Annotated in this window: 24 protein-coding genes; 13 read left to right on the top strand and 11 right to left on the bottom strand. The window is 33.6% G+C overall.

The window, feature by feature from the left end:
* The first annotated feature begins 33 nt into the window (after positions 1-33).
* The 12 genes from N4T20_RS18135 (at position 34) to N4T20_RS18085 (ending at position 10,121) form a co-directional block, all read left to right on the top strand.
* Positions 34-942, top strand: a complete 909-nt coding sequence (locus N4T20_RS18135; RefSeq protein WP_035629060.1) for a type IX secretion system membrane protein PorP/SprF — start codon at positions 34-36, stop codon at positions 940-942.
* A gap of 2 nt (positions 943-944) precedes the next feature.
* The gene (locus N4T20_RS18130; RefSeq protein ID WP_035629056.1) at positions 945-2,885 is read left to right on the top strand and encodes an OmpA family protein; all 1,941 of its coding nucleotides are present in this window, start codon (positions 945-947) and stop codon (positions 2,883-2,885) included.
* Positions 2,886-3,247: 362 nt separating this feature from the next.
* Entirely contained in the window at positions 3,248-3,502 is a 255-nt protein-coding gene (locus tag N4T20_RS18125; RefSeq protein ID WP_205625928.1) for a DDE-type integrase/transposase/recombinase, read from the top strand.
* Complete coding sequence (locus N4T20_RS21835) at positions 3,498-3,806, top strand: DDE-type integrase/transposase/recombinase (protein WP_205625929.1); 309 nt, start codon at positions 3,498-3,500, stop codon at positions 3,804-3,806. The genes N4T20_RS18125 and N4T20_RS21835 overlap by 5 nt, the downstream gene beginning before the upstream one ends.
* Before the next feature lie 1,326 nt (positions 3,807-5,132).
* The gene (locus tag N4T20_RS18120) at positions 5,133-5,678 is read left to right on the top strand and encodes a hypothetical protein (RefSeq protein WP_035627480.1); all 546 of its coding nucleotides are present in this window, start codon (positions 5,133-5,135) and stop codon (positions 5,676-5,678) included.
* A gap of 3 nt (positions 5,679-5,681) precedes the next feature.
* Entirely contained in the window at positions 5,682-5,837 is a 156-nt protein-coding gene (locus tag N4T20_RS18115; RefSeq protein WP_165571470.1) for a hypothetical protein, read from the top strand.
* 116 nt (positions 5,838-5,953) lie between these two features.
* Positions 5,954-6,205: a HigA family addiction module antitoxin gene (locus N4T20_RS18110; RefSeq protein WP_051886100.1), complete on the top strand. Its 252-nt coding sequence runs from the start codon at positions 5,954-5,956 to the stop codon at positions 6,203-6,205.
* Between the two features lie 110 nt (positions 6,206-6,315).
* Positions 6,316-7,074, top strand: a complete 759-nt coding sequence (locus N4T20_RS18105; RefSeq protein WP_081912541.1) for a competence protein CoiA — start codon at positions 6,316-6,318, stop codon at positions 7,072-7,074.
* A 127-nt stretch (positions 7,075-7,201) separates the two neighbouring features.
* A complete protein-coding gene (locus tag N4T20_RS18100) occupies positions 7,202-7,741 on the top strand; it encodes a hypothetical protein (protein ID WP_035627474.1) in 540 nt (179 codons plus the stop codon).
* 77 nt (positions 7,742-7,818) lie between these two features.
* The gene (locus tag N4T20_RS18095; RefSeq protein ID WP_035627473.1) at positions 7,819-8,733 is read left to right on the top strand and encodes a hypothetical protein; all 915 of its coding nucleotides are present in this window, start codon (positions 7,819-7,821) and stop codon (positions 8,731-8,733) included.
* A gap of 45 nt (positions 8,734-8,778) precedes the next feature.
* Positions 8,779-9,456 (top strand): hypothetical protein, encoded by a 678-nt coding sequence (locus N4T20_RS18090; RefSeq protein ID WP_035627471.1) that lies wholly within the window; start codon positions 8,779-8,781, stop codon positions 9,454-9,456.
* 152 nt (positions 9,457-9,608) lie between these two features.
* A complete protein-coding gene (locus N4T20_RS18085) occupies positions 9,609-10,121 on the top strand; it encodes a hypothetical protein (RefSeq protein ID WP_260670498.1) in 513 nt (170 codons plus the stop codon).
* Between the two features lie 648 nt (positions 10,122-10,769).
* Here the strand turns inward: N4T20_RS18085 and N4T20_RS18080 are convergent.
* The 10 genes from N4T20_RS18080 to N4T20_RS18040 all read right to left on the bottom strand — a co-directional run bounded on the left by N4T20_RS18080 (position 10,770) and on the right by N4T20_RS18040 (position 19,486).
* Positions 10,770-11,270, bottom strand: a complete 501-nt coding sequence (locus N4T20_RS18080) for a CinA family protein (protein ID WP_051886096.1) — start codon at positions 11,268-11,270, stop codon at positions 10,770-10,772.
* Positions 11,271-11,277: 7 nt separating this feature from the next.
* A complete protein-coding gene (locus N4T20_RS18075) occupies positions 11,278-13,101 on the bottom strand; it encodes a metallophosphoesterase (RefSeq protein WP_035627465.1) in 1,824 nt (607 codons plus the stop codon).
* Complete coding sequence (locus N4T20_RS18070; protein WP_035627463.1) at positions 13,094-14,116, bottom strand: hypothetical protein; 1,023 nt, start codon at positions 14,114-14,116, stop codon at positions 13,094-13,096. The genes N4T20_RS18075 and N4T20_RS18070 overlap by 8 nt, the downstream gene beginning before the upstream one ends.
* A 2-nt stretch (positions 14,117-14,118) precedes the next feature.
* A complete protein-coding gene (locus tag N4T20_RS18065; protein ID WP_035627460.1) occupies positions 14,119-15,351 on the bottom strand; it encodes an ATP-binding protein in 1,233 nt (410 codons plus the stop codon).
* Between the two features lie 591 nt (positions 15,352-15,942).
* Positions 15,943-16,104, bottom strand: a complete 162-nt coding sequence (locus N4T20_RS21830) for a DUF6965 family protein (RefSeq protein ID WP_394332186.1) — start codon at positions 16,102-16,104, stop codon at positions 15,943-15,945.
* A gap of 136 nt (positions 16,105-16,240) precedes the next feature.
* On the bottom strand, positions 16,241-16,711 hold the full coding sequence (locus N4T20_RS18060) for a JAB domain-containing protein (RefSeq protein ID WP_035627489.1): 471 nt from the start codon (positions 16,709-16,711) through the stop codon (positions 16,241-16,243).
* Positions 16,712-16,981: 270 nt separating this feature from the next.
* Positions 16,982-18,298, bottom strand: coding sequence for a PcfJ domain-containing protein (locus N4T20_RS18055; protein ID WP_035627458.1), 1,317 nt, complete (start codon positions 18,296-18,298; stop codon positions 16,982-16,984).
* The gene (locus N4T20_RS18050; protein WP_035627456.1) at positions 18,295-18,672 is read right to left on the bottom strand and encodes a Cas9 inhibitor AcrIIA9 family protein; all 378 of its coding nucleotides are present in this window, start codon (positions 18,670-18,672) and stop codon (positions 18,295-18,297) included. Before N4T20_RS18050 ends, N4T20_RS18055 begins: the two co-directional genes overlap by 4 nt.
* A gap of 26 nt (positions 18,673-18,698) precedes the next feature.
* Positions 18,699-19,058 (bottom strand): hypothetical protein, encoded by a 360-nt coding sequence (locus N4T20_RS18045; RefSeq protein ID WP_070908213.1) that lies wholly within the window; start codon positions 19,056-19,058, stop codon positions 18,699-18,701.
* A 38-nt stretch (positions 19,059-19,096) separates the two neighbouring features.
* Positions 19,097-19,486, bottom strand: a complete 390-nt coding sequence (locus N4T20_RS18040; RefSeq protein ID WP_035627454.1) for a single-stranded DNA-binding protein — start codon at positions 19,484-19,486, stop codon at positions 19,097-19,099.
* A 316-nt stretch (positions 19,487-19,802) separates the two neighbouring features.
* Between N4T20_RS18040 and N4T20_RS18035 the strand changes: the two genes are divergently transcribed.
* Entirely contained in the window at positions 19,803-20,237 is a 435-nt protein-coding gene (locus tag N4T20_RS18035) for a DUF1810 domain-containing protein (RefSeq protein ID WP_035627452.1), read from the top strand.
* 50 nt (positions 20,238-20,287) lie between these two features.
* Here the strand turns inward: N4T20_RS18035 and mobC are convergent, their stop codons facing one another.
* Positions 20,288-22,276 carry a conjugal transfer protein MobC gene (gene mobC / locus N4T20_RS18030; protein WP_035627448.1) on the bottom strand — a complete coding sequence of 663 codons (1,989 nt, stop codon included), beginning with the start codon at positions 22,274-22,276 and terminating at the stop codon, positions 20,288-20,290.
* Between the last annotated feature and the right edge of the window lie 9 nt (positions 22,277-22,285).

Genomic DNA, 22,285 nt, shown 5'->3' with positions numbered 1-22,285 from the left:
GTTGAAGTTGAGCTGTAATTAAAAATGAAAAAAATGAAAAAGTTAATTTTAGTTTTACTGTTTTGTTCAACTGCGAGCTTTGCACAGCAGGATGCACAATTTACACAATATATGTACAATACCATTAATGTGAATCCTGCTTATGCGGGATCACGTGGAGTACTGAGTATTTTTGGTTTATATCGTACCCAATGGGTTGGGTTAGATGGCGCGCCGGAAACAAGTAGTTTTTCTGTAAATACACCAGTTGGTAATAACGTTGGGTTAGGAGTTTCATTAATCAATGATAAAATAGGTCCAACGAATGAGAATAACTTATCGGCAGATTTTTCGTATTCTATACCAACATCGGCTACAGCCAAATTATCTTTTGGCATAAAAGGATCAGCAAATTTATTCAAATTAGATCCAACTAAATTAACACCGGAAGATCAGGGAGATCCGCAATTTCAGGATTTTAAAAATAAATTCACGCCTAATATTGGAGCCGGAGTTTACTGGCATACAGATAAAGCTTATGTAGGTTTATCGGTTCCTAATTTCATTCAGACCAATCGTTATGATGATAATGATGTTGCGATTTACAAAGACAAAATCAACTATTATTTTATCGCAGGTTATGTATTTGAATTAGATCGTTATGAAACCGTAAAATTTAAACCGGCTATAATGACAAAAATGGTCGAAGGTTCACCATTGCAAGTAGATGCATCGGCTAACTTTATGTTCAACGATAAATTTGTAATTGGAGTGGCTTACAGATGGAGCGCTTCGGTAAGTGCACTGGCTGGTTTTCAAATCACAGATGGTTTGTATTTGGGTTATGCTTACGATCGTGAAACAACCAAATTAGTGAATTATAATTCAGGATCGCACGAGATATTCCTCCGTTTTGAATTCTTAAATAAATATGGACGTATAACTTCACCAAGATTTTTCTAATTATGAAAGTTAAAAATATAATTTATGCTGCTGTTTTGTCGTCTGTTTGTTTTAACGGAACGGCTCAAAAAACAGTTTTAAATAAAGCAGAGAAGGAGTACAATCAATATGCTTTTGTAGACGCTATCGCTATTTATGAAAAAGTAGCAGAAAGCGGATATAAGGATGAAAAAATGTTTCAGAGATTAGGAAACTCCTATTATTTTAATGCCGAATTACCGAAAGCTGCAAAGTGGTATGACGCCCTTTTTGCTTTTAACGAGCAACAAGAACCTGAATATTATTACAGATATGCTCAGACGTTGAAATCTGTGGGTGATTATGCCAAAGCAGATAAAATGCTTGAAATTTTTAATGCGAAAGTAAAAACTGATACAAGAGGCGTTTTATTCGAAAACAATAAAAATTATCTGGAGCAGATTAAAGCGAATTCAGGAAGATTTGATATTGCAAATGCCGGAATTAATTCGAAACAATCAGATTACGGAAGTACAATTTATAATAATAAATTAGTATTTGCTTCTGCTCGTGATACTGGAAGTGTTATTAAAAAAACATTTAAATGGACAAATAAATCGTTTACGAATTTATATGCTGCGGAATTAAAAGCGGATGGAACTTTAGATAATCCAATTCGGTTTGAGAAAAAAATCAATTCAAAATTCAATGAATCTTCTCCGGTTTTCACCAAAGATGGAAAGACAATGTATTTTACCCGAAACAATTTTTTAGGAGGTAAAAAAGGAAAAGACAATAAAAGAATTACATTATTAAAGTTGTACAAAGCCGAATTTGTAAATGATAAATGGGCAAATATTATTGAGTTGCCTTTTAATAGTGATCAATACAGTATTGCACATCCGGCTTTAAGTCTGGACGAAAAAAAGCTGTATTTTGCATCAGATATGCCGGGAACTTTAGGACAATCGGATTTGTTTAGTGTTGTTATTAATGAAGATGGAACATTCGGGAAACCGGAAAATTTAGGAACAGCAATTAATACCGAAGGAAGAGAAACATTCCCGTTTATATCCGGAGATAATGAACTTTATTTTTCAAGCGACGGACGTCCTGGATTAGGCGGACTTGATGTATTTGTGGCAAAAATCAAGGAAGATGCTACTTTTGATCTGGTACAAAATATTGGAGAACCCGTAAATACCAAGTTGGATGATTTTGCTTTTATAATTGACAGCAATACACGTAAAGGTTACTTCTCATCCAACAAAGAAGGCGGAATTGGAAATGATGATATCTATAAATTCACAGAAACAAAAAGACTGGATTGTGAAAAAAAATTATTTGGAATTGTTTCAGATTCTCAAACGAACGAAGCTTTAGCCGATGCAAAAGTAATTTTGCTTGACGATAAGTTTAAGGAAATTGCAACAATAATTTCGGATAAAAACGGAAGTTACAATTTTGATGTAAAATGCAATCAAACCTATTATGTAAGAGTTTCAAAACAAGATTATGAAACTAATGAAAGTTCGGTTACAATTCAGCCAACAAATGATAAACCTGAATTAGATATTAAATTAAATAAACAAATCAAGCAAATAGAAGTAGGGACAGATTTGGCTAAAACTTTAGATATTCCGATGATTTATTTTGATCTGGATAAATCATTTATTCGTCAGGAAGCTGCTTTTGAATTAGAGAAAGTACTTGCTGTAATGAAACAATATCCTGAAATGAAAATCGATGTTCGTTCTCATACAGACAGTAGACAGACTCAGGAATATAATATGAGATTGTCTAATAAAAGAGCAAAAGCAACAATCGAATGGTTTGTAAAACGAGGAATTGCCCCAACCAGAATATCAGGGAAAGGGTATGGCGAAAGTCAGTTAATCAATAAATGTTCAGATAATGTAGCTTGTACAGAAGATGAACATCAGTTAAACAGAAGAAGTGAATTTGTAATTGTTTCAATGCAATAAGAACTTACAAATCATTATCGATAAAAACACAGTCCTAAAAAGTGTGTAAGTTTTAAAAATAACGGGGTTTAACTTTTTAAATAAAGTTGAACCCCTTTTTCAAATATAGTTAAGAACTGATTGAGTATTAATTCCTAATTATGGATTAGAATAGCCCGTTTTTTGGTCAGTTCTATTCAAATAGACCTATATTTCTTAAAAGGGTTCTGTCGCATTTGGGAATAGCTTTTATCTTTGGAATTTTAAAACTAAAAAAAATGAATACCAAAGGTCAGAGCTATCCAAAATCTATTCTTCTTCGGGCAGTGTATTTTAAATTAAGATTTACCCTTACTTACAGGGATGTATAAGAGATCATGAAAATGCACGGAGTTCATGTTGATCATGCTACTATTCAACGCTGGGGCTATACGTTTACACCTTTCATCGAGTTAGAAATAAAGAAGAGAAAAGGCAGAGTGGGGACGAGCTGGAGATTGGATCAGACCTATATCAAAGTAAAAGGTATATGGTGTTACTTATATCGAGCGGTAGATAAATTAGGTAATACGGTTTACTTTCTTTTGACCAGAAAAAGACAAAGAATGAGCGCTCAGCCTTTTCTAATTAAAAATTAATAATAATTGCCGGCCAAGAGTAATAAACATTGATAAAAGCGGTTCTAATACTGCAGCAATCAAAGTCTGTAACAAGCGTTCGTTCTCAAAGATTAAAATCCGGCAGTGTAAATATCTCAACAATATTGTCGAACAGGACCATCGATTTATAAAATGGAGGATACAAAATGGGTTAGGCTTTAAAAATTTTGAATCGGCAAGACGAACATTGAGCGGAATTGAAGTTTTGCATATGCTGAGAAAGAATCAGATGATTGAATCAGGGGTAACTATGTTTAAATCATTCTGTAAATTGGCAGACTAACTTTAAAATTACTTAAAGTGTTATATCTGATTCTGACAGATGCGACAGAACCATTGTTGAAGGATTTCTTGATTTATGAAATGTAATAATCAAAAAATTTAAAAAAAGTCCTTTACAAAGAGTAAAGGACTTTCTGTTTAAATTCAAATCTTCCAAATTTAAATTTGTTTAGGGGACTAAACTAAAGTAAAAATAGATAAATTAAGCTTTAGTTGTTAGAAAAATATTTAAATAAAAAAGTTATTGTAAATACCATAAAATATTTATGATCATCCGTACTCATAATCTAAGTTTTTTAATTCGTTAACTAATCTGATATTTTCGTTTTTAGATTTTTAAGTAGATGTCAATTTATATAACAGTAGTAAAAAAAAGATATCGACTCCAAATGCCATGTACCATATTTTTGCCACAAAACTTATTACTAATTTTTTCAACATTTTTAGATATAGAATTCTATTCCTTGGTGTTGTGATCGCGAATCGAACCTGTTAAAATAAAAAAAACAACTAAAAAACAAGGAGCTTTTATAATATATTTAAATCTAAACTTTGCCAATAAATGATTCTCTAGTTTTAAAAAATAGCTTGTGCTACAATTTTACAACAGAGTAGGAAAATTAAATGAATTAAAAATTTTGGTAATAATTTTTGTTAGCAATATTTTAATAAAAGACCCGGTTGGGTAACATGGATGATAGTTAGTAGTAAATTCTATAAACCAATGGAATTATTACGTACTGACAAAAAATAAAAAGTAAAAAAGAAACAGTCTATATTTCATTTAGATAATTTAGTAATGTTTCGAACTTAAGGTTTCAAGTGATTGTTTTATAGTGTTTTATGGTTTGTGTTAAAATAGATGCACCGATTCTGCACCTACATTATTATATATAATTGTATTATAGATATTTACTATAAAAAAGTAATAGGAAACATAGTAGGAAATAGTAGGACATAATAGGAAGTGGTAGGAAGTAAAAAAACAACATCCTACCACATCCTACACCTTTTTTTTATCAAGAATTAGAGAAGGTTACTTATAATTTCAAATACATTTTTTTAAATGCAGAAAATTATTGTTAATAATATACTCGTGAAATATTAATCAAATTTCTTACTTTTAGAAACTTAATGCAACAATAATGATAGTAAAGATTAATTAATATATTTCAAAGAAGTTAAGATCATATTACGCCTTTTGGATCAAAAACATGTAAAAAAAAATACAACCCAAAATGACATTTGATTATAACTACCTAAAAACTATTGTTTATCATTTGAAACAGATAAGAATATGAAAAAAATAAATAAAATTGAAATATAGATGGAATCATCAAATGAAAAGTTTGAACAAGATTGGATAGAATATCGTAATGCTGTATCTGATAATAAAAGTAAAAGTCAAGATGATTTTGAAAAATACATAAATTTATTAGCTTCTGGTGGAATTGTACTTTCTTTGACTTTTTTGGAAAAAATTATTACAGTTGACAAGACCGATTTCAAACCTTTATACATTATTGGTCTTATTTGTTTAGTTCTAACATTGCTTTCAAATTTATACTCTCATTATAAATCAATTATAGATTCCGATTTAACAATTCAAGAAATAGATGAGAAAAAGTATAATGATATTTTTAAAAATATTAAAAAAAGAAATAAAATAATTAATCGTCTGAATAGAACATCAATTTGGAGTTTGATAATTGGAGTTGTATTCGTTCTAACTTTTGTAACAATAAATTTATTTAATATGAGCAATAAACAAAACCCTAGCCCGCCAGCCAAGCCAATGCCTGCAACAGAAGAAAAAGGCAGGACGATTCCTCTACCACCACAGAATAGACCAGCTAATAATCCTAAAAAATAAAAGATGATAGAAAAAAAAGTAGCCGATATTTTAAAAGAAACTATAGAAAAGTTAAATAAAAATGTACAGACAGGTGCTGTTGCAGGAAGAATAGTTCCAGTGCCGACTAGTTCACTAAAGCCAAAAGTTATAGTTAAGCCTGAAGATAAGAAGGACTAATAAAAATTGAGCATATTTAATTGTAGATACTTTAAACAAGTGAAATAAGATATGTTTTGCTAAGATAAACGTAGTGCCCTAAATAATTTTTGAAAAAGTTTTATATGGTACGAAAAATGAGAAACGTTCATCCTGGAGAAATTTTAAAAATGGAACTTATAGATGGAAGAAAATTTTCAATAAGTAAAATTGCAGAATTGCTAGATACTCCAATTTCGGATATTTCCAATGTTTTAAATGGTAATGTTGAAGTTTCTCCTATGATAGCTTTAAAACTTGAAAAAGTATTTGGAGGCACAGCTGATTCATTTTTACGTTTACAAACTGGATATGATTTAGAAGAATTTAAGAAACGGTTTAAACCCTAATTTAGATATTAGTTAATTAGTATTAAGCTAATTAAACTTACTTAGCTAGCAAAAGCTACATTTAAAAGCTATTGTTGGTAATCGAATGTGCTAAATTAATAAGGATAAGTATGCGTTTTGCATTAATTAAAGATATGAGAGTTGAGGCGACTCCAAACGGGAAAGCGATTTGTCCAGGTTGCACTCAACAGGTTGTAGCAAAGTGTGGTTCAAAGCGAATTCATCATTGGGCGCATCAAAGCAATAAAAATTGTGACAAGTGGTGGGAAGCTGAAACTGAATGGCATCGCAATTGGAAAAAAGAATTTCCGCTTAATTGGCAAGAAATTATAATGCGTGATGAAATTACAGGAGAACTTCACATAGCTGATGTTCGAACTGATAATAATATTATAATTGAATTTCAACATTCGCATATTGATACAAAGGAACAAGCTTCACGAGAAAGCTTCTATACAAATTTAATTTGGGTTGTTGACGGAACACGGCTTAAAAATGATTTTAAACGGTTTCAAAAAGGGAAATATTATTTTTCTTCATTGATGCCTCAAGTTTTTAGAACAAGCTTTTCATATGAGATTTTTCCCTCTAATTGGATTTATCGACCAGTCGCAGTTATTTTTGATTTTGGTAGGATTGAAACTCCCAAAAAAAGCAGACATACAAAACTATATTGCTTATTTCCTCAACGTCTCAATAATGAGTTTATAGTAGCTGAAATATCAAGAGAAGCTTTTATAGTTTCTATCACAAAAGGTAATTGGCTACAGCGGTTTGAAAATTTTATCAACAAAATTAAAGCTATTGAAATAGCAGAACGAGAAACATTTGCAGCATTAGAATTAATTGCATCTCGAAACAATAGGTAAAATGGAAGATCCAAAACTAAATATCAGTGTTTAAAAGGAAAGCTCATATTAAAAAAATGCTTATTTAGTTTTGATTCAAATTATTATTTTTTGAGGTAATAGATATGAGAAAATTTTTAAAAAAAACATGAATAAAGAGTTTCACGAAAAAGATATTGAAATACGTAAAGAGTTAGAGGAATTAATCGAAAATGGTAAAAAAAACATTTCAGAAATAGAAAAGATAATTGAAAATAATGATTTTAGAATTAATGATCTAAACGATCCAAATTCAAAGTCTGCAGTTAATCTTCGAATCGTGAGGAATTTTGTAATTGGAACAATTTTATTTTTGCCAATAACATATATTTTACTTACTTATGTTAAAGGTTTTAATGAGGTACTATTTTATTTTCTTTTAATTTTTTACTCTTTGCTAATTGGACTTATTTTTTGGTTTATTCGAAAAAAATATAGGTTGTTATATGGTCTAATTGAATTAAGCGTAGGGGTTACGGCTATTTTTATAGTACTTCAATCTGTAAATAATAGTTTAGATATTTTTTATTGGAAAATCGAAAAATTGATGAGTTTTGTAGGGGGAGTATATATTCTAGTTAGAGGCATTGACAATATTTCTGTAACAAATTTTGGAAAGAAGGTTGATGATTTTTTAAATTTTAAATGACAAAAAAATAATTAATATGTACAGAACAATTATAAAGAATAAAATACATTAACACGAAAATATTAAGGATCAAAAACATGAAACAAAAGATATTCTTACTATTTTTACTATTTTCAACATTAAATAATTACGCTCAATTATCTGATTCAGAATATCAAGATAGATGCGATAAAGAATTTCAATCACTTTGCAACTTATTACCTAAAGGACAAGAAGAAAGTTGGATAATAAAAGCCAGAAATATTGATATTGAATATATCAAAATTGGAAAAGAGAAACAGAAAGAAGAAGAAGTTTATAAAAAACTAAATGCAGAAGCAATCTACGCTGTGCAATACCTAAATTCAATCAATAACTTTTTGTTACCTGCAAAAACAAAGCTTGTGAATTCATTAGCTGATAAAATTGTTAAGATTAAAATCGGCAGTTCCATTGAATCAAAAATAGATTCTTTGGACAGAGTATTTAATGATTATGCAAATACAAATAAAGCAAAAAATTTTGAAAAAGCTTATGATAAATTTTTAAGCGAAAAATCTAAATATTTGAAGATAAAATCTGAACGAGACACTTTATTTTATACCGTTTACGAGGTAAAAAGTAATGTTTATTCAGATCCTGATTCTAAAGATATATATGCAGTATTTAATTGGAAAGTTCGTATTGAAAAACTAAATAAATTAAAAACTGATTTTGATAATATTTCTGAAGAAGTAAAGTCAAAGCAATTTCTAGTTGTTAAAGATCCAAATCCAATTGTTCCATTGTTATTCCAGTTTTGCACACTTTTGGTAGTAATTTCAGGAGTGTTTGTAAACTTTGCATTTGAAAAAAAACGCCATAAAATAGTTTTAATATTAGTATTGTCATCGCTAATTACAGCAATTATTTTATTGTTTGTAAGTGATAATACTTTTCTAAATACTGCTGTAAATATATTAGTTCCAGGAATAGGATATATTATATTTTATTACAAGAAAAAAAGGAGTTAAAGATCATAATATTTACTAACTTATATTTAAAAAAAAAAATAACTAATGAATAGAGAAAAAGAATTATTGTTATTGACCGAAAATGCAGAAGACAGTATTATCTTAGACCTTTATAATAGAGCTTATTCGAACTTAGAAAAACTGAATGAAAAAGTTGATAAATATTCTATATACTTAATTCTTGTTATTTTATTTTTTTTTATTTCTTCAAATTTAGAAATTGATACACTTCAAATTGGACCAGTTGCTATAAAAAACACCTCCATTGTTACAATTATACTTCCTGTTTTATATTTTTCTTTTATATTCACTATTATTTCTATGTCTATGTACAAAAGCGAATTGTATTTTGGAATTAAAAAATTGGGAAAAAAAATTTATAATAATGATTATAATTGTCCTAATATTTATGATCATCAAAATAATTTTATAGACAGAATTTCATTACCATTTTCATATTCATCTTTTGGAAAACAAATGATTGTTAAAGAAGGAGGAATAGCAAGTGTTATTTTTGGCCTAGCCGTCTTGTCCCCAGTTATCTTAATATTTTTGGCTTTATTTGGAATTGCTTTTTTGATGTTAAGAGATTTGTGGCTTGTGCATTATTCTACAACATTAGGTAAGATTTCATTCTGGGTTTCAATATGGATGATATTATTCATTATTTACATAATAAAAACTTGGATAAAACTCTTAGATGGCGAAAATTTAAATATCTAAAGAAATAGCTTACCGTAAAACATTTTTAGAACAATGAAGCTTTTTTGCGTATATAAAAATTAAATGCTCTACTACAAAGATAATAATCAATTATATAACTATCAAATCAACTAAATATGGATGATATTAGATTGTTTCTAACTAGTACAATTATGGCCGGAATAGTTTCTGCGATTGTATCTTATGTCATTACTGTTAAGCTTAAAAAGTTAGATTTCAAAAATGAGTACTATAAAGAAATATTAAAAAAGAGATTAGTAGCTTATCAGTATATTGAAAGCCAAATAGCTGTTCTTAAGACTGTTGTGCTAGATGAGGCAGACAGCCAACCTTATCACATGATGTTCTCTTACAGCGATATCGAATTTTTTGAGTTCCAGAAAAATATGCTAATGGCTATAAGTTTTAGTTTATGGATAGATGATGAAACGAGTGAAAATTTGGAGAAGTTAAATGAACTTTTTTATAATTTAAATATAAAAGTAGGAGGGAAATCTAATCTTGAATTAATAGATTTAGGTAAAAAATATTATCAACATATTTCCGATTTGAGATTTCAGTTAGAAAATTCTACAAAAAGAGGATTGTACAACTTGCATGACATTGACAAAGCATTTAAAACTAAGAAAGTAAACACCAAAAGAGAGATTCGAGAATTGAAATAATATATATTATAAAATTTTTAGTTGTTTTAGATGCTTAATAAAATCAATTTTTTCTTTATTTTCTACAGCAAGGGCTATAATAATGTCTTCTTCTGATAATGATTTATCTATTTTTTAGAAGAAGCAACACATTTATAGAATTACTTTGGTCATTTAAATTCACATTATTTATTCTATTTTTAAGTTTAATTTTGTCTATAATTTTATATTCAGGAACTTCATTTTGGATTGAAACAAATCATGATGAAAGTTGGCTACAAATACTAGCATACTTTTAGTTTTGCAATTTTGATTTCTATACGGTATGCTTGCTACGTGGTTTTCTATAATCGATACAATTAGATTTTCTATAGTTTTAATTAAAATTAAAACTGTCAAAAGTAGAATTATGTTTATTTATAGTATTTGTTCTGAAGTTAGCCCAATAGGTTTATAATTAGTTTTAATATTAAAACTATTATAATCTGCAATACAAATCCAATCCTCTGACTGTTTATTTGTATAATAAGACTGGTACCAAGTTATACCAGATCCAATTAACACTCTAATAAGTCCAAAAACTGCTTCTGTCATATTAAATTACTTGTAAATTAAAGTCTTTATTAAAATTTTCAATCTGAATTGAAATCATGATTTAACGAAAACTTATTATGAAACCATGTTGGTAATCTTCTCAAAAATAAATCTTACTGCTTCTTCACGTATTTTATTTCTTTCAGTACTTTCTATTTTGGTAATAAAAGTTTGAAGTCGTAAATGAGGCTTTAAATGCTTATAGTAGACTGCAACAAAAATGTCCCCAACTTCACCAGATACAGGATACTTTTCCGTTCCAGGAGATGCTATTCCTGTAACAGCAACATATATATCAGAACTAGGATAGAGCTTTAACAATCCATATGCCATTTCTATAGTTGTTTCAATTGATTCAGCAGAGTATTTATCAATAGTTGATGGATTGACTTGTAGAATTGTTGATTTTAATTCTCTGTCATATGTGACAATGCTTCCTTTTAAAATACTTGAAGCGCCTGCAACAGAAGCTATCGAGCTTGAAAGCATTCCAGCGGTAATACTTTCGGCGCATACAATTGTTAAATTATTTTTACTAAGGGTTTTGTTGAACTTTTTAATTTCCTGCTTTCTCATTTTCTATTTAAATTTTTTCTGTGTAAAATTTGTGTATGCAGCCTAATCCTTCCCTTACGATAATGCAGTCTGATTTATAGTTATTTTTATTGTAAGGGCAGACTTCAACACCTATATGGGAGATAAAATGAAACTCAATACGGCTTTCTAAATGATCATTCTCACTGTCGAAAAATTCATCTTCTTTATTCTTATTAAGCAGGTTATATACATCTGTATGAGATTCCGTAATCTTTCCAGTATAGAATAATGAAACAACATAAATTTTTTCAACGCCATTAAAAAATTCATGAGTTTTGTCTTCCTTTCTTTTTTTATGAATTAACTTTCGAATAGTTCTTCCATCATGAACAACATCTGTTATTATAAGAACAGATTTAAAACGTCCGTTATTCTCAAAATTCAATTGTTTTTCAAAGTCAGAATGATCGTCATATCTATAGGAATATGGCAAGAAACTATAAGGCTTTGAGCTGAGGACTGCTGTTCTGGTTGCCAGAATATTTCCTTCAACTCCGAGCCCAATTACAAAATCAAATTTAATGTCAGAGTTTGCTATAGTTTCATAAATATGCTTTTTACATTTAGCAAGACGGGATCTATCTCCCAATAATTTTGCTACATCAATCCATCCGTGAGCCCGTGAGGTTTCGCTCCAGTGAAAATGTCCGGAATGAAATAAGTTATTGTCCTTGATCAGTTTCAATAAGCTAAGATGTCTACTGTCATTTATATCGAATGGATGAAGCGGTTCTTTTTTCTGCACCTCGGCATCTACTGGTGATTCGGTTTCTTCCGGTAAAAAATCAGAAAAAGGAAGAGCCGTCTGGCTTGGCGGTATTTTTAATTCTATTTTACTGACCTCCCCGCAGGAAGAGCTTATGTCCCATACCCCGTGCTCAGGCTGTCCATTTATATTGTTATTAGTAATTCTAAAATATTTATTTTCAAGAATCACCTGTGAATCTTTTTTTTTAAAGACTAAAAGATTAAAGTTTGGATCAGGGTTTTTACAGCCGAACGACCCTATGCTGATATGTGGAACCCTTTCTTTTATTTCGGAAAATGGAGTGTGTTCGTTGCCAAATATATAACAATCCACCTGATTGATTTCGAGTATTCTTTTTATGTCCGAGTAATTCTCTTTATCCCACTGCGGAGCTATTTCTTTTTTATAAAAATTGATTAAATTGTGGTGGATAACTGCGATTTTAATATAATCAGAGTACGTTGTTGTAATTTCAGCCAGTTCTTGTCCAAGTTTAGCAGGATCTATAAAACCTAAACCTGAGATAGCACCAATTTTGAAGTTGGAATTCAAGCCTATGTAAATTATTTTTAAATCTTCAATAACTAGTACATCTGTAACAGCATTCTCAGCACTAAATGTTTTTGATTTTTCAAAAAACGTGTTGTAGAATTTCTCAAATTTCTCCACATTAAAATCATAAAGCTTTTTTGGCTGTGCTCCCGCACCGGCCTTTTCAAATGCTATGGCAGCATCAACTCTATTTACGTCATGATCACCAGGAATTATTAAAATATTTTCTTTACTAATCCTTAATTTGGTTATGAGTATATCCAAAATTAAGGCTAGTTCGATGAATTCATTATCTTTTGCTGAATTTGTTAAGTCACCAGATATAATTAAATAAATTAATGTATCTGGAATTTGTTCTTCTACAAAATCGCAGAAAGATATTATAAATCTTTCATTTTCAGCTTTCTTATCAACCACAAGCCAAGAATTGAAATCATTAAGAAGATCGCCGTTTGCGTCAAAGCAGGAGGTTACATGAAAATCTGATATGTGTAAAATTGCCTTATTCATCTGGATCTATAGCTGTTTTAATTTTGAATTTTACCTGAGAATTATTTTTCTGATTGATGTTAAAAACACTTAAGTTCTTAATTTTTTCTTTGGCAATGTCATCTTCATATAACGTATCTAATTTTACAATGCTAACATTACCAATAACCCTCCCGCCAAGAAAAGAAATAATATTTTTCGTGATTTTAACTTCTGTGCCCAGACATACAACATCTGACACAATTATATATTTTTTGCCTTCTTCGATTTTGCTGTTTAAACTGCTGTAGTGTGTATTGACAGGACCAACGTGATCAAGAATCAGTATATCAAGCTGGAGGAAATTTGATAGTACGGAGCTGATGAAAGAGCTGTTTAAATTTTGGCAAACCAGTACTGGTTTATCATTAATGTTTTCAATCCAGCTATCTTTAACTTTTATTGACAAATGGTAAAGGCAGAACATCATAAAACTGGTATCCTCTGAAATCATTCTTTTGATATCTATATAGGATGTCAAGTAAACTGAAGATGATTCATGTAAAAATAACTTGTCTGTATCCTTAGTTTTAAAATGCATTATAAATGACAGCAGATAGTCTTCAAACAAGTCTTTCGAATCTAGATATTTTTCTGTTGCAGAATCATTTCCAAAATAGAACATAGCAAATTTATCGTCTTCGTCAACTTTATGATTGTTAGGATTGTTCAAAAAGTCCTCACTAAGTGATAATTGACTTAAAATATTCTCTTTTAAATTAATGAATATCAAAGACTTTACTTTGCTTTTTATTGAAGATAGGTCGTCAAATAAATTTTTTCCTGCGTTTTCAATACGTTCGAAATCTAGGTATAAGACATATTTTGTACTATTATCGATTTCATCCAGACCTTTAGTAATCCTATTAAGGGTGCTGTCAAAAAGTTCTGTGGCATATAACCCTATTTCAGCAGCGAAGTAGCTGCTGCTTATAGTCTGTTCAGCGTGAAGATTGAAATAAATCGATTCTTCATGTATAATCTTAGAAATTAACATACTTAGTACTTTTTAGGGATTTCTACTTCTATGTGCACCCCTTTAAATCTAACCTCATATAAGCGTATGGAGGAGTATTTTACATCTTGGTTATAATTTGAAATTATGTTTGAAATCAACTTTTTAAATTCATTTCTAACGACCAATGTAAGTTCGTTGAAAACAGTCATAAATTCATCTTTAGTAATTAACTTCGAAATATATTTTAAATGATTATCATAGATTAGATTTCGCATATTTACCAAGCTCTGAATTTCATTAAACATTCTAAGTGATATTATGATCTGGGCGTTATTATTATGCAGTCTGAAATATCCATTAGAATCTAATACGACTGTAGTCATTAAGTCAAAAAGTCCCTTTCTGTCCTTTAATATTGAATAGTAAAGGGCTTCAAAAATTGCGTAAAATGACTGCTTTATTTTGTCTGCTACATTTAATGGAATCTCATTCAAAAGCTCATTATATAAATCAAACAATTTATAGCTGTCGTTTACAATCTGTTTTTCTTTCAGAGCCAAAGATGAAAACAATCCAATTCCGTTATCCGAAATTGAGAAACAGGTCTTTTCCCTGTCGGTAAACATCAAGGCATATACATCTGATTTTGAGTGCAAAACTCCATTAGTAATCAGTTCTGATAAGATCTGGACATAGTCGAAAACAACTTTATTGTTTTGGTGGCTTTCTTTTAAAATATCTTCAAAATGGTCTTTGACTTTGTACGTGTAGTATTCGATAAGAAGATCTCTCTGCTGTTCAGCCGTGGAGACATTGATCATATTATGCGAAGAATTAACTTCATTCAAAGAATAAAATCTCACTTTGTGCTCGGGCCTTTGTTCATTTAAATTGAAGAATCCTAAATACTCCTTGTTGAACTTTAATATATTTTTACCAGGCTTGGCAAAATTACCTGAAACTTTGAAAAAATCGGACCTGTCTAAAAAAGCCAGTACTTTATTTGTGGAGTGGGTATTGTATAATTCAAGAGAAATAGGCTCATTATGAAACTTGGTGAGCTGGTCCGCCAATGAAAGAAATAGGGGGATAGTAATTGGGTCAAAGTAATAAGAATGCAAGAAGGATTCTTTTTCATTTTCACCGATTAAGAAAAATGTTATTTTTTCCTTTGGAAATTGCTGATAAAAACTAGCAACGCTGCTTAAAAAATACGAATAAAAGTGAAATGGCGTAAAAGCCTTATTATTCAGTAAAATAGGTACTCCGTTCATTTTATTATATTTTTAAGACTTAAAAATGATTATTTAAATTTTATCTTCTTTTTTTATCACTTCTGTAAATCTAATCCCGTCATTTTACTTATGGATCGATAGCTTATTTAACAGGATTATTTATAATCACTGAGTTTAATATCAAGGTGACTAAGATAAAGAAAGTTATAAAAAAGAAGCTAGAGTATAAATACGTGTTTAAACTTGTTTAATCGGCATGTCTTTTTTTAAGCAGATTTTTCATTGTCTGGCGCAAATTAGAAAATGCTAATGTAAATAAATTACGGGTTTCCGTAACGTGAGTGTTTTTATTAAAATATTAGGGAAAATCATGGGGCACTATTTATATCTCCCATTTCTAATGTCTTAATTTTAAATTTGTAAATTCGTTTCTAATATCGCTCAGGCTGTTTTAAAGTCAATGCAGTCAATTACTCATTTTATACAGATCAAAATTAGTACAGTTGGTAACAAATTTTAAAAATAAAATGTTCTAAATAATAACAAAATCTAAAAATCCTTATTTTTCAGGGCATAAAAAAAGCAAATCGGTGCTTTTTGCTTTATTAAGAATTTACGGAAGGATCAGAATTATTCTGAAGCAGGTTCTTCGCTGATCGGCTGGTCTGCTGTTTTCTTCATAAGAATGTAAAAATCCCTTAAATGCCACCATGCCGGACAGCGATCGACAGGACCGTTAAAGTTTCTGATGGTGGTATAACAGCTTTTCAGGAAAACCTGAGTGTCGGTAATCTTCGCCCATTAGGTCCACACTACTTCATTCGGCGGCGGAGTGTTCTCAAAATATCGTTTTATTTCTTCATGATTCATAGGGCAAAATTACTTAAAAAACCAGAACAGCACAAGGGCATGAAAGATGAAAACGCCCCTAAAGGGCGCCTTCATCTGCAAAAGAGTAATAGGTTTCGGGTGTCACAATCAGATGGTCGAGCAGTGGAATATCCAGCAGTTTTCCCGCTTCCCGGATTTTTCGGGTCATATTTCTGTCGGCCTCGGAAGGTGATGTTTTTCCGGAGGGATGGTTGTGGGTGATGATGATCCCGACGGCGGCAGCTTTCAGGGCTGCAGCGAAAAGCAGGTGCATATCCACCACAGTTCCCGCTATGCCTCCTGAGGAAACCTCATAGATTCCCAGAACCCTGTTGGACTGGCTGAGCAGCAGCACTTTGAACTGCTCAAAGAATTCTATTTTGCCGGGATCCCAGCTGTCGAGCAGTATGCGGTAAGCATCTCTGGAAGAAGTGATACACGGTCTTTCAGTACTTTTTACTCTGGTTTTATAGATCAGTTCGATTTCTGATACTTTCTGCCAGTCTGTGTTTTGATGTTGATTTTTCATAATTGCTGTAGTTTTAAGATTAATTACAGCACCGCTGAGCGGGCAGGGACGAGCGAACGCAGAAAGCAACGCAATAAAGCAGGAGCGCAGCCCTGCATTTATGGGGGAATTTTTTGCGGAGAACCGAAAGCCGTGCCCGAACTTTGTGGTGAAATTGACTTAACATTCCACAATAGCCCCTAAGCCGGGACTGCTCTGTGAACCTTAAAGTGTCTGCGCGCGCAAAAAAATACCGCAGTGTAAAATCTGCGGTATCAATAGTAAAATGGTTTAGGCGAGAGCATTCTGCTTTTTCTGCTTTTTCAACCGCCCGGCAATCTCAGGCAGGTTTTTATTTATAATCCTAAGAATCCTGCTGTGATATTTAGTGGCTTTATTGCGAAGTCCCCTGCACTGGATAATTTCCATTCTCGAAAGGGATACTTCAATGGTTTCCACGGGTCTGTTTTCAATCTGCGCCGAGAGTATCAAGGAATCTTTCTTTTTATAATACTCATTGGTAAATACGCAGTGGTGGAGCGTGTCGCCCTCTTCGAGAAAATCCTGCACACGGTCAAGGACTTTTACGGTAAGGTCGTTATCAGTAAAGGAAAGTCCGAAGAACTGTTTTTTATCATTTTCATAAATCGGCTCTGCTTTTTGTATTTCAGCACGCATCTGCGCAAGATGTTTCTTGCGCTGAATATCCCTTTTTTTGGCAACAAGCCTGTCATGCGCCTGGTCTAAATTTTCAGGGCAGACAAGAGCAGGGGAGCTGAGGTCTTTTTTAAACCATCGGAGCAGGGCAATATAATCCTCCCAAATTTTTATGTCCTGAATCTGATAACGCTGTTTAAGGCAGGTTTTTACTGCCTGCCAGTTTTCACGCAGATGCTGTTCATGGGAGGTGAGATAATGCTTGAGCAGAGAGGTCTGCGAACTTTTTAAAAGGGTTTCTGCAATGGGGTCTTTTAGAAGAGCAGTAAAGAGTATCTGCGGTGCAATGCCATACGTGGAAGTCTTAAAACCATTTCTTTTCAAAAGCGGAATCACTTTCATGTGCGGATATACCTTGTAGGGATTGATGCGGTACTTTGGCGAGTTCTGAAAATCCTTTGGGCGGATTTCTAAAGGGGAATAGTACTGCCATGCATCATAGGCATTAGAAAAAACATTGGTGCTTCTTGAGATGGTGCGCACTTCCCCTTTTGGATTTATCCAATGTTGCATGACTTCGGTATGGGAATAGGCAGGAAGAACATTTTTTTTCATGTTCTTGTGCGAGCAGATGATGCGCACCACCTGATACCCAGAGCAGGTATCGGTGAGGGCAAAGTATTCGATTTCTTTGAAATGCACCTGATTGTGCTGATGCATTTTAAGTTTCCCCTGACAGGCGGTACAGTTAATATAATTTTTGCAAGACTGGCTTTGGCTGTCGGGTTTCCACGAATGGGTGCATTCCAGACAATGGAATTTTCCCCTTGAGAGTACCGCCCATTTCAGGAAAATGTTTTTTTCCGCCCACTGATGCATCTGTGCTGTGATTGGGGCTAGGGTAGTGCTTAAGGCGCTGATTTCTTTTTCTATAACTGTTTTGGGTATCATAAGTCAAAGAGTGTTAGGGTTTGTACAGGCTTCACGGGCTGCACTATTTCTGTTTTTTGAACTGTGCTTTGAGATACTGCGGGAGCAGTTGAGAACAAATCAGGTTTGGCAGGGGAACTTGCTGCTACTTTGCATTGAACAGGGGCAGGCGTTCCAATAGTGTCGTCTGTGTAGTACTTCACAGCCATGTCAAAGATTTCCTGATTGTCAAAGGCGCATTCCTCTGTTTTTTTGACCTCGCCGAAAATGTAATGGAAACAGCTTTCAAGGTTTTTGCTCTCTTTTTTATAGTCCGCTGAAAAAACGGCATCGTTCTGCGCTTTTTCGCTCAGGTAGCTTTCTATAGCGGTTTTAAATTTATCTGATGCTTTCATAAGGGAAGATTTAAGATTGAAAAGCGTTATTCAAAACTGTTTCTGTAGATGTCAAAACAGTATTCTTCAAAGCAGAGCCAGCATACAAAGGTGTAATGGGGCAGACGGTGGCGGTTTTTGACAGATTCCCCAAGGGAATCTTCAATTTCGTATCGGATATTTTCCAAATCATCCAAATGCTGGATATAGAATTTCCTGCAGTCCGAGTTGTAGACAAACTCTGAAATCATCCCGCAGATGCATCCATTTTTCTGCAGGTCTTCCAAAAAAGATTTTAACTGCTCTTTTTTTGTTCCGTCATAAGATTCCATATTGGAGAGGACTATTTTTTTGAACTGGGCGGATACGGGATATTCTATGTAGACTGATTTTTCAAAGGCTTTCATGGCGTATAAATTTTGATGTGAAACCGTATAGATTCCAATTAGAAAGGCAGGTCGTCAGGGGTGTCTTGATCCATGTTTTTCTTTTGGACTGCGGGAACTTCAGTAGTGTTTTCTGTTTTCGGGAAAACCAGTATTTTAATATTACTGGTGTGAAAGGTCAGCGAACCGAGCGCTTTGCCCTCGGCATTATTGTAAACATTCATACCTATACGTCCGAAGAGTTCAACCACGGTTCCTTTTTTAAGCCACTGCGCCATTTTGGAACCCATCCAATAGGAGCAGTCGATGTAGGTTACAATCTTTTTAAGCTCGCCTGAGCCTTTTGGTCTGTAGCTGTCGTTTATGGCAATGGAGAAATTTACCACCTCCCTGTCATTTGAAACTTTTACCATTACGGCATCTTTTGTGATTCGTCCTGAGATTTCCATGATGTAAAATTTTAAGTGAATATTTTTTCTGTTTTTTCTCAAGCCCGCATAAAATTTTTCAAAGAAAAAACGGGAAAAAAGAAAGCACAAAATCAAGCGCCCGATCAAGGATCCGGAGTGCTATAAGTCCCGAAGGGCGGCAAGGCCGTTATGCGCATGCAGGAGCCTGCGGGTGCTATTTTCGCGGCTCTTTTAATCCGTTTTCATTGAAAATTTCCTTATAGTTTTTACAGCAGGCTGAACCCCTATTTCAGATGCCTGTTTTGGGATCGGCATTGAAATATTTTGTAATTTCAGGTGACAAAAAAGCAATGCAATGGAAAAGCGATATGATCTGGACCGATTTTTAGAAGCGCAGCGGGAAACGTACGGCAATGCTCTGGAAGAGATCAGGCAGGGCAGCAAACAGACCCACTGGATGTGGTTTATTTTTCCCCAGCTAAGAGGACTGGGATTCACGGATTATAATATCTTTTACGGCATTGAAAACCTAAAGGAAGCCTCACTGTATCTCAATCACCCGATACTGGGAAAACGTCTGGTGGAAATTACCCAGCCAATGCTTGAGATCGAGAATAAAACGGCACTGGAAATTCTGGGCAGGCCAGATGAAAGGAAACTTAAATCCTGCATGACCCTGTTCGGACTTCTGCCTGAAACGCCTGAATGTTTCAGGCAGGTGCTTGTGAAATATTACAATGGAGAGCAGGACGAAAAGACACTGCAGCTTATAAAAGAATCCGGTAGCTAAAAAAACATTTCTTTTTTCTCTGTCTCAAGAAAACATCTAAGGATTAAAAGTTATTTTTCTTTTTTGAGAACCAGTGATGAAAGCGCAGGATTTTTGATTATCCTTTCCATTTCACTGTGGATTATTTCCTGAATTTCAATTTTTATCTGCAGATAATTTTTGTGGATGATAGCATTATCAATTGTCCGTATGATCGGAATTTCTTGGTAATTATCTGTTTCTTTTTTAATTTTTTCGTGGTCGTTGATGATCTCGCAGTGAAAGGTTTTAAGCTCAATTCTGCAGTCCGGGTTATCAGCTGTCATGCCCACGAATTCCCCCGAACTCAGCGAAGAAATCTTCGAAGGCGGCACTGCGGATTCCAGCTGTCGGGAACGGCTTATGGAGGTGTCGCTGCTGTTTATAGAGAGGCTTTCGCGGTCCTGCATTATTTTTCCGAAACGCTCTGAGAGCTGTTTGGCCGTATCCCCACTGACCTGTCCGCAGATGATATTTCCGACTATATTAATGATCACATCAGCCTGCTCGCGGCCGTAGTCTTTACGAAGCTGGCTGAAGTCCTGAATACCCAGACAGGTGCTCACTCTGTTGCTTCTTGCCGTTGCAATCAGACTGTCAATATTATTGAGATAGACAGTGGGGAACTCGTCAAAAATGAGACTGCTTTTAAGCTTTCCCTTCTGGTTTACCTGTTTGATAAGACGGCTGACAAAAAGGGAAAGGACTGCCCCGTATGTCTGTATTTTCTGCGGATTGTTCCCCATTGAAACAATTTTTGGATCAGATGGATTATTAATGTCAAGGGTAAAATCACTGCCTGACAGCACATAGTAAAGCTGGGGTGAGGAGAGTTTTGCCAGTGAGATTTTAGCAGAAGCGATCTGCCCCTCCAGCTGGTCTACAGCCTCGTTCAGGAACGCACTGACAAAGGGATTGATAAGCACTTCGATCTCTTTTTCAGTTCTCAAAAGCGTGAAAAGGCTCTCGTAATCTGCCTGGATCATTTCAATAACGTGGGGCAGGGTGCAGAACTCGCCATCGTTGTATTTTCGAAGGTACCAGATGACAGCTGTCAGGAAATTTATAGGGGATTCCACAAAGAAATCTCCCTGTTTTTTAATCCACTCCCGGTTGAGTCCCATAAGGATTGTGCGGGCAGATTCAGCGGCATCGGTAATGTCTGTCATTGCCGCAGGATCAAGAGGATTGCACCGGTGCGTTCTGGAGAGGTCGTCAAAATTTATGATGTAAAATTTGGGCTCCACGGCATAAAGATGACGATATTTCAGCCAGGCATTATAGGCGATAACGGTGAGGTCGTCGAACTTAAAATCATAGATGAACATGGAAAATCCTTTGGCAATATGCTGGGTGATTATATGGCGGATTACAAAGTATGATTTTCCCGAACCCGGCGTGCCTGGAACCAGAATACCTCGGAAGGGATTTATAATGTTAATCCAGCTGCTGCGCACTTTGTCTTTGAGGTGATAGCGTGCGGGAAGGTTAACGGAATATTCGTTTTCAATCAGCCTTTCCTCTTGTGGGAAAGTTTCATTTTCCTTATTGAATATATCTGCTGAACCCAGCTTTCTGCGGATAATTCGGGAGAGTAGGGTGCCACCGGAAAGCGTCATTAAATAACCCAAAGAACACAGTGAGATATATAGTACGGAGCAGACCTCAGCATTCGCAAATATTACAAAAGCCAGATAGGAACCAAAGTAAAACATCAGCCCCAATGAGATATAATAAAAAGCAGTTCTAAAATGGAGCTTTTCATCTTTTCTTCCTCTGGCCCCCATGAGGGAAATAACCAAGAGTCCAAGTGCAAAAAGCTTTGATTTATGGAAGCTGTCCAAAAGCCCCGTACGATAAATATTCTCCAGTATCCTGCAGGTAAAATCCGGCGCAAGATTCCAATGCCTGAAGGAATTAAAGCAGTAATAATAAAAATGGATGAGCAGCACTGCGATGCTCATCAGTCTTGTCATATCTAAAATTTTTCTAAGCGCCTGTTCATTTTCTCCCGTCTGCATGCTGTTGAT

The sequence above is a fragment of the Flavobacterium sp. TR2 genome, assembly GCF_025252405.1.
GTDB lineage: Bacteria > Bacteroidota > Bacteroidia > Flavobacteriales > Flavobacteriaceae > Flavobacterium.
The sequence above is the reverse complement of the archived record's forward strand: the minus strand, read 5'-3'. Positions and strand labels throughout refer to the sequence as shown.

Excerpts from the sequence above, each read along its gene's own strand:
- N4T20_RS18135 (WP_035629060.1), top strand. The coding sequence starts at position 34 with ATGAAAAAGTTAATTTTAGTTTTACTGTTTTGTTCAACTGCGAGCTTT.
- N4T20_RS18080 (WP_051886096.1), bottom strand. The coding sequence starts at position 11,270 with ATGAGAAAGCAGGAAATTAAAAAGTTCAACAAAACCCTTAGTAAAAAT.
- N4T20_RS18095 (WP_035627473.1), top strand. The coding sequence starts at position 7,819 with ATGAAACAAAAGATATTCTTACTATTTTTACTATTTTCAACATTAAAT.
- N4T20_RS18075 (WP_035627465.1), bottom strand. The coding sequence starts at position 13,101 with ATGAATAAGGCAATTTTACACATATCAGATTTTCATGTAACCTCCTGC.
- N4T20_RS18120 (WP_035627480.1), top strand. The coding sequence starts at position 5,133 with ATGGAATCATCAAATGAAAAGTTTGAACAAGATTGGATAGAATATCGT.
- N4T20_RS18105 (WP_081912541.1), top strand. The coding sequence starts at position 6,316 with ATGCGTTTTGCATTAATTAAAGATATGAGAGTTGAGGCGACTCCAAAC.
- N4T20_RS18100 (WP_035627474.1), top strand. The coding sequence starts at position 7,202 with ATGAATAAAGAGTTTCACGAAAAAGATATTGAAATACGTAAAGAGTTA.
- N4T20_RS18040 (WP_035627454.1), bottom strand. The coding sequence starts at position 19,486 with ATGGAAATCTCAGGACGAATCACAAAAGATGCCGTAATGGTAAAAGTT.
- N4T20_RS18035 (WP_035627452.1), top strand. The coding sequence starts at position 19,803 with ATGGAAAAGCGATATGATCTGGACCGATTTTTAGAAGCGCAGCGGGAA.
- N4T20_RS18125 (WP_205625928.1), top strand. The coding sequence starts at position 3,248 with ATGCACGGAGTTCATGTTGATCATGCTACTATTCAACGCTGGGGCTAT.
- N4T20_RS18110 (WP_051886100.1), top strand. The coding sequence starts at position 5,954 with ATGAGAAACGTTCATCCTGGAGAAATTTTAAAAATGGAACTTATAGAT.
- N4T20_RS18065 (WP_035627460.1), bottom strand. The coding sequence starts at position 15,351 with ATGAACGGAGTACCTATTTTACTGAATAATAAGGCTTTTACGCCATTT.
- N4T20_RS18045 (WP_070908213.1), bottom strand. The coding sequence starts at position 19,058 with ATGAAAGCCTTTGAAAAATCAGTCTACATAGAATATCCCGTATCCGCC.
- N4T20_RS18090 (WP_035627471.1), top strand. The coding sequence starts at position 8,779 with ATGAATAGAGAAAAAGAATTATTGTTATTGACCGAAAATGCAGAAGAC.
- N4T20_RS18050 (WP_035627456.1), bottom strand. The coding sequence starts at position 18,672 with ATGAAAGCATCAGATAAATTTAAAACCGCTATAGAAAGCTACCTGAGC.
- N4T20_RS18115 (WP_165571470.1), top strand. The coding sequence starts at position 5,682 with ATGATAGAAAAAAAAGTAGCCGATATTTTAAAAGAAACTATAGAAAAG.
- N4T20_RS18085 (WP_260670498.1), top strand. The coding sequence starts at position 9,609 with ATGGCCGGAATAGTTTCTGCGATTGTATCTTATGTCATTACTGTTAAG.
- N4T20_RS18055 (WP_035627458.1), bottom strand. The coding sequence starts at position 18,298 with ATGATACCCAAAACAGTTATAGAAAAAGAAATCAGCGCCTTAAGCACT.
- N4T20_RS18130 (WP_035629056.1), top strand. The coding sequence starts at position 945 with ATGAAAGTTAAAAATATAATTTATGCTGCTGTTTTGTCGTCTGTTTGT.
- N4T20_RS18070 (WP_035627463.1), bottom strand. The coding sequence starts at position 14,116 with ATGTTAATTTCTAAGATTATACATGAAGAATCGATTTATTTCAATCTT.
- mobC (WP_035627448.1), bottom strand. The coding sequence starts at position 22,276 with ATGCAGACGGGAGAAAATGAACAGGCGCTTAGAAAAATTTTAGATATG.
- N4T20_RS18060 (WP_035627489.1), bottom strand. The coding sequence starts at position 16,711 with ATGAAAAATCAACATCAAAACACAGACTGGCAGAAAGTATCAGAAATC.